Raw genomic sequence first — 13,660 nt, 5'->3', positions numbered from 1 at the left:
CTTATTTTCCACCTGTAATTGTAATTCCTTCAATAAATTGTTTTTGTAAAAAAATAAACAATAACAACATTGGTAAAATCGCTAAAAATGATCCCGCCATTAGTACAGGATAGTTTGTTGCATATTGCCCTTGTAGTGAAGATAAACCAACTGATAATGTCATCATATCTGGTGAATTATTTACAATCATCGGCCACATCAATTCATTCCAAGACCAGAGTGTTGTAAATATACCAAGTGCAATTAAACCTGGTTTCGCAAGAGGCAGCATAACATACCAATAAATTTGGAAGTGATTGCAACCATCTAATCTCGCCGCTTCTTCTAGTTCCTTTGGAACGCCCATAAAAAACTGACGCAATAAAAAGGTACCAAATGCACTAAATAACCCAGGTACAATTACCGCTTGTAATGTATTCAACCAATCCAGTTTTACCATAATTAAATATTGTGGAAGCAAAAACACTTGAGCTGGAACCATTAGGACGGAAAGAGTTAGTAAAAACAGTACATTTCTACCTGGAAATTGTATTCTAGCAAAAGCATAAGCTGCTAATGAGCATAAAAACAACTGCCCAATCGTTCTAGCTATTGTAACAATTACAGTATTCATCATAAATTTTAAAAATGGTAATAAGTTGAATATTTCCGTATAGTTACTCCACATAAATTGAGATGGGATAATAACTGGTGAAACTTGAACAGATTCTGCATAAGTCTTTAGAGACGTTAATATCATCCAAATAAAAGGACCAATGGTTAATAAGGCACCTATGATAAGTATTGTATGAATCATAATTTTATTTTTATTGACTGCACCTACTCTTTTATTCATCATAATGCACCCACTTTTTCTGTAATATCATTTGAATCGCTGTAATGATTAATATAATAATTAATAATATAACTGCTATGGCTGCCGAATATCCTTTTTCATTCAAAATAAAGGCATTTTGATAAAATAAATAAACAATAGATTGTGTATTTTCAATTACATTACTTGTTCTACCAATCATCATAAAGATGAGATCGAATACTTGAAATGCCCCAATTAAAGACATAATCGTTACAAAGAAAATAACTGGCGATAAAAGTGGCAATGTAATCTTAAAGAAAATTGTAATTGGCCGGGCTCCATCCATAATTGCTGCTTCATAGTATGTTTTAGGGATGTTTTGGAGACCAGATAGAAAAATAACCATGTTATATCCTATCCCACCCCAAATCGCAACTATAATAATTGAATATAATGCAATGTTAGGGTTGGTAAGCCAATTAGGACCATCAATTCCAAAGCATGATAACATGTAATTGAGTAACCCATAGTCAGAATTATAGATCCATTTCCATACCATCGCGATTGCAGCAGGCATTGTAATAACAGGTAAAAAATATAATGTTCTATACAGGGATTTCCCTTTAATGTTTTGATTTAATAGCACCGCTAATATGATGGATAAAAATATACTGATTGGAACAGTAAGCACGATATAAATAAATGTATTTTGAAAAGCCTTTCCTAAATCTTGATCAGTAAACATCTTTTTATAGTTTTCTAATCCAATCCATTCATAGCTACCAAACGCATCCCACGCTGTAAAACTAAAATAAATATTTTGCAAAATTGGCCACATATAAAAAATGAATAACCCTAGCATAGTTGGGGCAATCATGACATATGCCCATATATAATCTAATTTCTTTTTCTTTTTATATTTTTTTTGTATATGTGTGTTTTTTTGCTCCACTACCTTTATTGATAGATCCTCCATCTCTTCACTCCTCCCATAATTTTTGATTTAAAGTAAGGAGAGGATCCCTCTCCTTATTTTTTAGAAAGAACTTCATTTGCCTTCTCTGTTAATTCTTTTGTTGCATCTTCAACATTCAATTCTCCTCCCCATACCCTTTTTAATACTTTCGTTTCTTGCTCCCATAAAGCTCCTGTATTTTTCACACTCGGTAATGGGTAAGAATATTCAAGACCAGTGATATACGCTTGTAAATTCAAGTTTGGAACGGATTTAACCCATGCTTCTTGTGTTCCATTAAAAGCAGGAATAACTGTTCCAGTTTCTGCAAACACATCTGCTGCCTCTTTAGAACCTAAATATTTCACAAATTCCCAAGCTGCATCCGGATATTTTGTTTTCGCTGAGATGACATTTGCTAGACCATGAATCATAACAGCTCTTTCTTTCCCTTTTGGCATAACAGCAATATTTAAATCAGGATTTTTCTTATATTCTGGTACCATCCAAGGCCCATCAAAAATCATCGCTACTTTACCTGATAAAAACAAATCAGATGCTGTTGTCTCTGTCATTTGAGCAAATGTTGGTGATAATCCTTCTTTAATAAAACTAATGTTATAATTAAACGCTTCAATTGCTTGTGGTTTATTAAATCCTACTGTTTTTTTATCTTTAGAAAGAACATACCCTTTATTTTGGTAAATGAGATCATAATAGCCACCTTGATTTCCCATTGCTGCTGCAAATCCCCAAACATCTTTTTCCTTTTTCGTCAATTTTTTTGCAGCTTCTTTCATTTTCTCCCAATCCCATGAATCATCTGGATATGCTACTCCAGCTTCATCAAATAATTTTTTATTATACCAAAGTGCCGTTGTATCAAAATCTTTTGGAATACCGTAAGTTTTATTATCTACTGTATATAAATCAACTAAAGATTTCGGATAATTTTCCAATTTATACTTATCCTTTTTCGCTTTATCATCCAAAGGCATCAATACTTTCCCCGAAGCGTATTTCACAACATTTGGTCCATTCATCCAAAATACATCCGGCAATGCATTTCCTGTTGCTGCCGTTTCAAGCTTCTGAAAATACTGCCCATACGCTGTTAATTCTATTTTCACCTTAATATTCGGATGTTTTTCATTAAACTGTTGAACCACTTTTTCCACTGCTGGTAGTTGTTTCTTATCCCAAAGTGCATACCGTAATTCTATTTTTTCATCTTTAGATGACGTGTTAACTTTTTCGCCACTGTTAGAACATCCTACTATTGCCAATAGCAATGTTGACAAAAAGAAAATAAACCACTTTTTCATCCCTTTTCCTCCTCTAGAAACAATCATCTATATAACATAATCTTTACTTATGTTTCTTGTAATTCACTGACGACAAATTAAACTAATATAATCAACTTTACAAAAGATTTTGAGCACCTTGTAAATAAAGCGTTTACAAACGAGTTTTATTCATTTATAAAAACAATGCTCTTCTCTCCCTTCCCTATCAATTTTAGTAGACTTATGTCATTACCAGTTGAAGGAATAAACTATCATTGATATATTATTTATACATATACCAATTTGATCACGACATGATGTTGTCATTACCAGTTGTTATGAAGTATAACACTATCACTTTTTCCTCCGCAATATATTTTCTGAATTTTTTAAATTTTCATCACGAACTGTATTAATCCATTATCCCTATATAATTTGTTATTAATAAATAATATAAAGATAAGGAGTGTTGATATGATTCAACAATTAAAAAAATATTACGCTAAAGATATAAAAATTAATGAAGCCATACTTTCTGAAGATTACAGTTGGTTTTTGATTGACGGGAATAGAGTAGGAATTCGTAAATCTCGCTTACATAAACGGGAGTGTCAATTGCTTTCATCCCTCTTAACTCCCATCCATACTGACACATGCTACGAAACAAAAATAGAAAAGTATTGGTACGAAGCGTTATATCAGAGTAAAGATATTCAAATAACATCTGTACGCTTTTTACATTTCTTCACAACGCATCCTATAACGGAACGAGAAGAATTTCATAATGCTTTACATTCAATATTTGGTTTTGATACTCCTACAATATGGGAAACTTCACAAACTGGAGTCCTCATCTTAACAGAAAATATATCTGAATATAGATTGCAAACAGCCCTTGATACGCTAGAAACAGATTTTTTTATATCCTTATCCTTTTTTGTCGGCAGACACTACACCCAAACCAATCAAGTTTCTCACTTGTATCAATGGGAACGAAATTTATTTTCTTATCTTTCTCCCTATTTATCAAAGAAAATTACATACATTGAACAACTTCTCCCTTATCAATTAATGACCTTATTACCAAAAGAAAAAAGAGAAAAATATACAAATTGTTTATTGGAAAATATTTCCAATGACAAAGAACTAATAGAGAGTATTAAAGTATTCTTCCAATGTAATTTAAATGTATCACTTGCGGCTAAACAATTATATTTACACCGAAATACTTTACAGTATCGAATTGACAAATTTATTGAAAAAACAGGATTGAATATAAAAACATTTGAAGGTGCTGTGGCTGTTTATTTGGCTTTTCTTTCTTTGAACATCTCGTAATTTTGCATAAAAAAATTAACTTTTTTTGTGCAACTTACCAATTCACCTTACATTAAATAAAACTTATAATTCAGTTAATTATAAAAATAGGGGTGATGTATAATGGCCGAACTCGTATTAAATCATATTTTCAAATTATACGATAATAAAACAACTGCTGTTTCTGACTTCAATTTACATATTCAAGATAAAGAGTTTATTGTATTTGTTGGCCCTTCTGGTTGTGGAAAATCAACTACTCTACGGATGATTGCAGGTTTAGAAGACATTTCTGACGGCTCATTTTATATTGATGGTAAACTTATGAATGACGTCGCTCCAAAAGATCGTGACATTGCAATGGTATTTCAAAATTACGCACTATACCCACATATGTCTGTTTACGATAATATGGCGTTTGGTTTAAAATTACGAAAACTACCAAAAGGTGAAATTAATCGTCGTGTAACTGAGGCAGCAAAAATATTAGGTCTTGAAGATTATTTAAAGCGAAAACCAAAAGCATTATCGGGTGGACAGCGCCAGCGTGTGGCATTAGGAAGAGCTATCGTTCGTGATGCAAAAGTATTCTTAATGGACGAGCCTCTATCCAATTTAGATGCTAAATTACGTGTAAGTATGCGTTCAGAAATTTCTAAGCTTCATCGCCGCTTAAACACAACTACTATATATGTAACACATGACCAAACGGAAGCAATGACAATGGCATCACGCCTTGTTGTGATGAAAGATGGTATCATACAACAAGTTGGTACACCAAAAGAAGTTTATGATACTCCTGAAAATGTTTTTGTTGGCGGATTCATTGGTTCTCCAGCTATGAATTTTTTTACTGGAACATTAAAAGATAACTATTTTCATATAGAAAACATTCGTTTTAAAGTACCAGAAGGGCAATTAAAAAAATTGCAGAAAAAGGGATACAATAAAAAAACACTTATACTCGGTATTCGTCCAGAAGACATTCACGATGAACCAATTGTCCTTCAATCTTCTCCCGATTCAACTGTCGAAATTAATGTTGAAGTTGCTGAACTATTAGGTGCTGAGACTATGATACATGGAAAACTTGAAAATCAAAGTTTTGTCGCACGAATTAATGCTCGATCAGAACTGAAAGCTGGCGATAAACTTTCAGTAGCCTTTAGTTTAACAAAAGCACATTTTTTTGATAGTGAGACAGAACTACGTATACGTAACAATTAAATACACTTAATTGATTATTCTAAAATTAGATGTACAAAAAAGCTGTGTAGTATGACCTTTACACAGCTTCCTTCTTTAATCCCTTAAACATACTATTACTATTTAACCTTATGATGAGAGAATTCTTCTCTTAAACATTTTGATATTAATCATTTTATTTGTAGGGTTAAGGGGATGACCGTCCGTTTAATTAAAAACAAATGAACGCTGTTAGTATCACATACCATTGCCATATCAAACTCGTTACATATCCCTTCAACCAACACCTTAAAACATTCTTCTATTATCATTTATTTCTGAAAAATTAAAATAAAAAATCTGAAGACACTATCTAAACTTCGGATACTTAAAGTACCACGATCCTTACGGTTTTTAGTAGTATTCCGGATCCAACTTCCCTTTCATTTCATTCCATGCCTAAAGGCGGATCGGCTTTCTTGTTTAGAAAAAGATGTAATAAAACTAAGTACAAGCATAGCAAATAATATAATAACTCCTAACCCAATATTCATAAAACGAATCCCTTACATTATATGGTATAACTTAACATAAAGAGAAGATAATAACAAATAAATCCGTTACAGAATGGGAGCTCTCTAAAAATGAAACGAAAAATATTTTCTCTCTTTTCACTAATCTGTTTAGTACTACCAATACAAGCTAGTGCATACACATTTCAATCACTACCAATTGCATCAAAGTCTAAACAATGGTATATCGAAATTGATAAATCTCATAACGTAAACAAGCAAGCAATCCAGCCAAAACAAGGTGTATTTGATACATATAGTTTACTCGTAAAAAACATCGGTCATGATGTATCAAACGTATCCGTGGAAATACTTGATAACAATCCTACCTCTAAAGCTACCTTTAAACCTACTACACCTAATGAAAATATTTCTAAAAGTCATACAAGCTTTGACTACATGGTATTCCCATTAGACTTTAATAGCCATAATTTTAAAGTTGTGATTACTTGGGAAGAAAAGAACTTTTCTTACAACGGCCATCCAGTAAATGAAAGTAAAAAAATGAAACAAACATTTGTATTTAATGAAGAGTAAGCCCTAATTTAATTAGGGCTTACTCTTCATTTACAAAACCAGTTTGAATGGCTTCTGTCACTTCTTTTGTGATGTCCAGTTTTGTTGCATCGGTGCTAATTTTCTTATGCCAAATATGCACGGAAGGCTTTTCGTTACAAAAATGTTTTATTAATACTAGTTGATTATATGCTAGCTTATTTTCTCTATGGGTAGCAATATAGACTGTGAAATTTTTTGCTTCAAAGACCTTTTCCTGCAAAGTATATTGGTTGTCCCATTCCTTTGCGACTATATCGTTCAAATTTTCTATAAGCATATAAGTCGTTCCCACCTTCCCTTATATCATCAATCAAATCTTCGAATACTCGGCACACATAATGCTACTCCAATTGTTACAAGTACTAAAATAGCTAGTGTTATAATCGTTATCTCGCCACCTATGACAGTAGCTAACCATCCTACAGCTACATAACCTAGTGGCAATAAAGCAAATGAACCTAACATATCAAGGCTTGCCACTCTTCCAAATGCTTCTTCTGGCACAAGCTCTTGTAAACTCGTTTCCCAAATGAGTCCAAATATCATCATACCGAACCCTTCAATTGCCATTAATACAATTAAAACAGGTGCCCAAGTAATGAACGGCATTATTAAAAGCGCACAACCACTTATTAAAACACCACCATAGGCAAGTATTCCCCGCTTATACCACCGTTCTCTTCCGCCAAATATTAGCGCAGCAACTACAGCTCCAACACCAGAGGATGCCATTCCTAATCCATACACATATGCTTCAAAATGATGATGAACATTAAATAACCATGGAATTAATACGACGATAATTCCTGCATAACAAATATTGATGAAAGAAAAGACTAAAATTGTAATCCATAGCCACGGATGACTTTTTAAAACAAAAACACCTTCCATAAACTCTTGTTTATAATCGACTTTTTTCTTTTCAATAGGTTTTACTTTTTTAAACTTTATTTCTCTTAAAAATAATAAACAAAAAAATGATAACAAATACGTTACTGCATCTAGTCCAAACCCTATTCCGGCAGATGCAACTGAAACGATTAATCCTCCAAGAGCCGGTCCAATTAGTCGTATACCTTGATTACTCATTTGCGTTAATGCATTAGCTGCATTTCGAATTTCTGGTACAAATACTTTCGCTCTTACAGCCGCATACGCTGGCTGAAATATGCCTTCCATAAGTCCATATAATGCTACAAGTACATATAGAAGTGGAATTGTTAATACATCCATAAATATAAGTGTTGCAAGTAATAGCATTAATATGCAGCGAATTATATCTGTAAATAACATTACTTTCACCCGATCCATTCGATCTACGACTAATCCAGCAAACGGTAACGCAAGAATATTAGGGAGCATGTACATTGCCATAGTCATTCCCATTACAACTGTTGAACCAGTTAATGAATACACAACGACTGGCAAAATAACCATCGTTATCGAACTACCTAAAGTCGAAAGCAATTGCCCAATCCATAAAAATTTAAAATGTGGTGACGCTTTAACTGGCAATAGCAATTTACCGATATAGCTTAATTTTTTCTCTGTTGGTATTTCTTCTTGCATATACCTCTCCTCTTTTCAAATTAAGTTAACAATAAAACAAAAACAGAAAATTCAATCTTCAACACTTTTAATTATATATGAAACGGTTTAATTATTGGTAAAAACATAAAAAAGAAACTCATACTGAATCTAAAAATATTACATGTTAAATATAAATAAAAAAGGTGTTTTCATAAATGAAAACACCTTTTTATTTATAATTTTAAGTTCTTCTTCAATGTCCAATATTTTTCTTGCGCATTTTCAAATGAAAATTCTACCCAGCCATTTGGATCTTCACGATATACATTTACTTTTGTACCATTTTCTAATTTTCCAACTTCATTTTGTGTCACATTTGGTACACTCTTAATTGGATTGTTAAACGGGAATGGAACTTGATAGTAAGATCCTACCGATTGGACAGTAGCTTTTGCATCTTTTGCATAATCTGTATAAGGAATCGCTTCACTTAATACTTCTACATTTAATGTATTAGGGTTTTTCGGTAGTCGTTTTGCATTTTGGTAATCTGCTTTATTAAAAGGCTTAATGCGTTCCATGATATTAGCGATTTTTCCAGCCCATGCTGTATCTGTTGAATACATAACATTCATTGCTGGCAATGTGTAACCTTTGAAATATCTTGCACCCTCTTCTAAGTAGTTCTTTTTTACATAATCAGCGTTATATGAAATACTTAGTCCGTATGACGGTAAATATTTTGCATATGCAAATGGATCACGATCATATGCTCTTAAACCAAATAAATTATGTTTACGATATGCAATTTCTGATTTACCGTAACCAGATTCTAAGATTGCATGTGCAGCTAAGTATAGTGCATTCACACCATACTCATTTTGCGCTTTAATAAAGTCTTGTCCAATTCCAACTAACGGGCTATCTGGATGGAATCTTTGAATATAATTATCAATCTCTTGCGCTGTTACGTTAGATGGTAATGTCACATCTAGATTAATATATGAAGGCTGTTCAGCAGGAACATCCTTTTTAATTTGCATCGCTCTATATAACAATTGTGCATAGCTTTCACGTGTTAATACACCTGATGGATCAAATCCTCCAAGTCCATTCCCTATTGATACACCATTAGATTGCAATGCACTAATTGCTTCTTTTGCCCACCAATATGATGCATCTATATCATTAAATGTATGTGGTGCTTTTACTTCTAATTTAAATGCTCTTTGCAAAATAACAGACATTTCAGCACGAGTTAATGATTCTTTCGGTCTAAACGTTCCTTTATCATCACCTACGAAAATCCCCATATCTGTTAATGCTAAAATTTCCTTTGGGAACATTGTCGTTCCTGCACTAATATCAGAGTATGGATTTTTATAATCACTTTTTGCTTCTGGTTTTAATGCGCGATACATTAATGCTGCTACTTGCTCACGAGTTACAACATCTCCGAAGCCGAATTTACCATTATCGTAACCTGCAATAATCCCTTTTGACGTTAAATCAGTAATTGCTTCAAGTGCCCAATGATTTTTTGGAACGTCTGGAAATTCTTTTGTAGATGCAAACGAAGTTGCTGGAGCCATCACTACTTGAAGCGCGACTGTCACTGCTAACACATTAGAAATAACTTTTTTCATAAATTTTTTAACACGTTTTTTATATGCTTGTTCCCGTGTTAACTTGCCTCCCTTTATCGTGTAATTTTCCCTATTAAACTAACAAACTCTTAAATAGTCAACAGTAAAAGTATACGTGATAAAAATCAACTAATCTACCATTATTTTATTTATAATTAACATAATACGATATATCTTTTTATTTCGATACAAAATTACATAAAATCACATAAAAAGCCCATCTATATAAAGGCGATGGGCTTAGTAATCAACATTGTTATTTAGCTAAACGATATTTTGCAACATCGAAACCTTTCCATTCATAATAATCTAAAATACCAGCATAAACTGCCTCAGCAGCAATTTGTCTTCCTGATTCAGTAGCTAATTTACCATTATCTATATCATTATCAATAAAGGCAAGCTCTGTTAAAACTGCTGGTACTGTATTATTATTTACTACATAAAGTGAGTGATTGTCTTTTATCTTTCTATCTCTTGTATGTAGTGCTTCTACTACTCTATTTTGAATTTTATTCGCTAATACTTCACTATCCTTTTCAATCTGTGTCTCTTCTCCACGCTTGGATTTTTTATAATAATATGTTTCCGTTCCATGACCATCATGTTTTTCAGAAGAATTTGCATGAATGCTTACAAATATATCTGCATTGTTCTCTTGACCAAATTTTACTCGATTCGCAAGAGATTCATTTTTGTTACTTCCTGGATTTCCGTTTTCTTCACGTGTTAACAAAGCTTTTAAAGGTGTATTTTTTTCTAACAACTTCTGTAATCTTAAAGATGTATCAAATACAATTTTACTTTCCTCTACGCCTTGTCCTGGATTCCCCGGATCAAATCCTCCATGACCAGGATCAATAATAACTACCTTTTCTACTAAAGGGTTACCTATTCTAAGAGAATCTGCCTTTTTAATAAATTGAGCTGCCTCTGCTTTAGTTAGAATTTTTTCAGGCTCCCATTTGTCACCAGTTCCAATAGAAATCCCTAATTCAACTAGAATGTTAGCTTTTGCTTTACCCCAACTTTTTTCTAGATCACTGAATTTAGTTGCTGGAGTACCATTTACTTTAGAATCTAATTTGTAAGCTTCTACAATAAGAGAGGCCATTGAAACTCGGTCAATTTTCCCAGTTGGATCGAATACGCCCGCTCCTTTCCCTTTTACAACGCCAGCTTTTTCTACAGCTGCGATGAATGGGGTATACCATTGGTTTTGAGAATCACCGAAAGATGGTTTAGCATTTTTATCGATTGGTAAGTTTAAGACTTTAGCCATCATTGTAGCTGCTTCTGCACGAGTGATTTCTTTTTCTGGCTCAAACATTCCTTTTTCGTTACCTGTAACTGCACCTTTCTCTACTAAATAGTAAATAGAGTCTTCTGCCCAATGTTTAGCTGGGACATCTGGAAATTTTTTCGTTTGCGCGAAACTACTAGATGAATAAGATAATATACTAGCTGCAATTACTCCTGCTGCGATTATTCTATTTTTCATAGAATATATTCCCCTCTCAAGTACGATGTATTTATGTAACAGACTCATTATAGTACTGAAAATTAGTAATAGTCAATTGAAAATTGTATAATATTGTATTATTATTGTATTTTTTGTCATACATAACTATAGTTAAAAACTATAAGATTTTATTAAGAGGAGAGATTCATATGAGCAACAATTGGAAAGATATAGAGCACCGTATGTATACAATGTGTATGATTCAGCGGAATAACAAAGTATTGTTAATACAGCGCCCCAATCACCTTGGCTTCCCTGGTTACATCGCTCCCGGCGGAAAAGTAGATTTTCCAGAAAGTATCGTTCAAGCTGCTAAACGGGAAGTAAAAGAAGAAACTGGATTACTTGTTTCAAATTTAACTTTTAAAGGATTAGATGAATACGTAAATCCGAAAGAAAATGTTCGATATATGGTATTTAACTATTGGACAGATTCATTTGAAGGTGAACTCCTTTCGAATCCTCCTGAAGGCAATTTATTATGGGTACCAATCAATACAGCACTAAATCTTCCTATGCAAGATTGGTTTAAAGAAAGATTTCCATTATTTTTTGAAAAAGGTACGTTTGAAATTCAACGTGTTTGGGACAAAGACTTAGATAAACAAGTCGCTATGACAATTACCCATACGTAAAAAAGCTTGGAATCTCTCCAAGCTTTTCTTACTTCTCCTCTATTTTCTTAATCTCATAATCAATTTCTAAAAACTTAACTCCAAATATCCACATTTTATGGTTAGCTTCTAACATTTGATTGGTGCCCTCTTTAATAATAAACGTCTCTGCTAACGGTAACCGTACTGTAAAGAAACGAGTATGTAAATAAATCCCCTCATCTCCCTTACCATTTCTTCTCAGCTTACTAGTAATAATTAAATTATTATTATCATTACGTAATTTTAAAATCCCCGTCATATTCGAATATGGTAGAGGTAATGCGATATTCATATATGTCTCATTCTTATACGTATGTTTTGAGTAAAGAGCTACAAAAATAGATGCTCCTGCTTCATTTTTTCTTAACCAAGCTCTTACATTCTCCCTTCCATCCTTCTCATCCATTACCCCTATGATAGAGCCGTGCATTGTTTCCCACTTGCCGCCCATTCCTAAATGTATTTGTCCTACACGCTTACTCATTTTCTCATAACAAAATGCTAACAGGCGGAACGAACGAGTCCATTTAATATGCGATTGTAACTCATACTCTTTTGTATTTTCATAAAACCGAATAATGCTTAAAGGTATCTTCGTCACGTCAAATGCCTCACTATGAAAATCATTCATTTTATCAACTAAACCGTTGTATTCCTTACTATCTATTACATTTCTGTTATGTAAAAACGCTTCACCAACTGTCGCCTTTCCTCTTAATCTGCTCATTGGTTTCCCGTAATATTTATAGTTCGGAACACTATTTTCAATCATCCAGCCGACAAATGCCGGTAACGCTACTCCAATTCCATTCACAACACCGTGAATCCAAACCATTTGAGCAATTGTAATCGTCATTACATGTTTCAAATTCCCATACGAGTATATAAGTGAAAACATAATTGTTACCATAAGTGTACTAGACGATATGATCAGAAGAATCTTTGCGTTGATAGCATTAAATTTCGTACGCCAAACATAAATTCCATAACCATAAATAGCGCATAAATATAGGAACACTGCAAAAAATTCAAATACCCTTGAATACGTAATTCCTACTGCGACTGTCAGAGGTGAAATAACGATGACAAACATAATAACATCATATACTTTACTTCTCTTTTCTCTTTTTCTCCCAATTAAACCAGCCGATAACGGCAATAGAAACGCCGAATAATGAAAGTGTGCAGCTGTGAGTAAAACAATGTCAGAACTAAAGTGCATAATGGAAAGCTTTGCTACTGAGGCGAAAAACCAGAAGCCACCTAAAAACAAATAAATAAACGCACTATCGATTGCCGTTTCTTCTAACGGTTTCCATCCTCTTTCTAGTAATCTACTCACACCAAATAACGCGACAATTCCTGTATATACAAACCAAAATAGCGCAAAGAAATAGTGACTTGTTACGAAAGCTAACATTGCACTAATTGCTGCGATTGGATATAAAAACGATAAAAATTTATAAAAGAATACATATGATCCATTTCTTATTTTCTTATCAATGATGCTAAATGACATCGGTATAAATAACAACATAGCTAATAAAATAATTGCTTCCACTGGATTTATATTTGGCCACTCACATATTAGAAAAATAATATAACAAACAAGTCCAACTATTATATTTTTCATATTA

Annotated in this window: 12 protein-coding genes; 4 read left to right on the top strand and 8 right to left on the bottom strand. The window is 33.0% G+C overall.

Annotation, left to right across the window (positions count from 1 at the left end; translation table 11 throughout):
- Position 1: 1 nt before the first annotated feature.
- From PDK19_RS16420 to PDK19_RS16410, 3 genes are read right to left on the bottom strand one after another with little or no spacing between them, the layout of a single operon-like run.
- The gene (locus PDK19_RS16420; RefSeq protein ID WP_002163696.1) at positions 2 to 835 is read right to left on the bottom strand and encodes a carbohydrate ABC transporter permease; all 834 of its coding nucleotides are present in this window, start codon (positions 833 to 835) and stop codon (positions 2 to 4) included.
- Complete coding sequence (locus PDK19_RS16415) at positions 828 to 1,772, bottom strand: carbohydrate ABC transporter permease (RefSeq protein ID WP_000389886.1); 945 nt, start codon at positions 1,770 to 1,772, stop codon at positions 828 to 830. Before PDK19_RS16415 ends, PDK19_RS16420 begins: the two co-directional genes overlap by 8 nt.
- Positions 1,773 to 1,825: 53 nt before the next feature.
- Positions 1,826 to 3,076 carry an ABC transporter substrate-binding protein gene (locus PDK19_RS16410; protein WP_000758667.1) on the bottom strand — a complete coding sequence of 417 codons (1,251 nt, stop codon included), beginning with the start codon at positions 3,074 to 3,076 and terminating at the stop codon, positions 1,826 to 1,828.
- 435 nt (positions 3,077 to 3,511) lie between these two features.
- Here PDK19_RS16410 and PDK19_RS16405 point away from each other — a divergent pair, with 435 nt between their 5' ends.
- The 3 genes from PDK19_RS16405 (at position 3,512) to PDK19_RS16395 (ending at position 6,648) form a co-directional block, all read left to right on the top strand.
- Positions 3,512 to 4,375: a PucR family transcriptional regulator gene (locus tag PDK19_RS16405; RefSeq protein WP_000615933.1), complete on the top strand. Its 864-nt coding sequence runs from the start codon at positions 3,512 to 3,514 to the stop codon at positions 4,373 to 4,375.
- Between the two features lie 102 nt (positions 4,376 to 4,477).
- On the top strand, positions 4,478 to 5,581 hold the full coding sequence (locus PDK19_RS16400; RefSeq protein WP_074614965.1) for an ABC transporter ATP-binding protein: 1,104 nt from the start codon (positions 4,478 to 4,480) through the stop codon (positions 5,579 to 5,581).
- A 602-nt stretch (positions 5,582 to 6,183) separates the two neighbouring features.
- On the top strand, positions 6,184 to 6,648 hold the full coding sequence (locus PDK19_RS16395; RefSeq protein ID WP_074542492.1) for a hypothetical protein: 465 nt from the start codon (positions 6,184 to 6,186) through the stop codon (positions 6,646 to 6,648).
- Between the two features lie 19 nt (positions 6,649 to 6,667).
- Here the strand turns inward: PDK19_RS16395 and PDK19_RS16390 are convergent, their stop codons facing one another.
- The 4 genes from PDK19_RS16390 to PDK19_RS16375 all read right to left on the bottom strand — a co-directional run bounded on the left by PDK19_RS16390 (position 6,668) and on the right by PDK19_RS16375 (position 11,346).
- Positions 6,668 to 6,946 (bottom strand): hypothetical protein, encoded by a 279-nt coding sequence (locus PDK19_RS16390; RefSeq protein WP_016717143.1) that lies wholly within the window; start codon positions 6,944 to 6,946, stop codon positions 6,668 to 6,670.
- A 29-nt stretch (positions 6,947 to 6,975) separates the two neighbouring features.
- A complete protein-coding gene (locus PDK19_RS16385) occupies positions 6,976 to 8,238 on the bottom strand; it encodes an MFS transporter (protein ID WP_270707612.1) in 1,263 nt (420 codons plus the stop codon).
- A gap of 194 nt (positions 8,239 to 8,432) precedes the next feature.
- Entirely contained in the window at positions 8,433 to 9,845 is a 1,413-nt protein-coding gene (locus tag PDK19_RS16380; protein WP_000756005.1) for an S-layer homology domain-containing protein, read from the bottom strand.
- A 256-nt stretch (positions 9,846 to 10,101) separates the two neighbouring features.
- Positions 10,102 to 11,346 carry an N-acetylmuramoyl-L-alanine amidase gene (locus PDK19_RS16375; RefSeq protein WP_270707609.1) on the bottom strand — a complete coding sequence of 415 codons (1,245 nt, stop codon included), beginning with the start codon at positions 11,344 to 11,346 and terminating at the stop codon, positions 10,102 to 10,104.
- Positions 11,347 to 11,516: 170 nt separating this feature from the next.
- Here PDK19_RS16375 and PDK19_RS16370 point away from each other — a divergent pair, with 170 nt between their 5' ends.
- Positions 11,517 to 12,002: an 8-oxo-dGTP diphosphatase gene (locus PDK19_RS16370; RefSeq protein ID WP_270707607.1), complete on the top strand. Its 486-nt coding sequence runs from the start codon at positions 11,517 to 11,519 to the stop codon at positions 12,000 to 12,002.
- A gap of 28 nt (positions 12,003 to 12,030) precedes the next feature.
- On the opposite strand, the gene PDK19_RS16365 is transcribed toward PDK19_RS16370, so the two are convergent.
- Entirely contained in the window at positions 12,031 to 13,656 is a 1,626-nt protein-coding gene (locus tag PDK19_RS16365; protein WP_049114140.1) for a YndJ family protein, read from the bottom strand.
- Positions 13,657 to 13,660: the final 4 nt, after the last annotated feature.

Origin of the sequence: Bacillus cereus group sp. BcHK124 (assembly GCF_027712065.1) — a bacterium.
GTDB classification, from domain to species: Bacteria; Bacillota; Bacilli; order Bacillales; family Bacillaceae_G; genus Bacillus_A; species Bacillus_A pacificus.
Note: the sequence above shows the minus strand (reverse complement) of the source record. Positions and strands in the feature narration are given on the sequence as shown.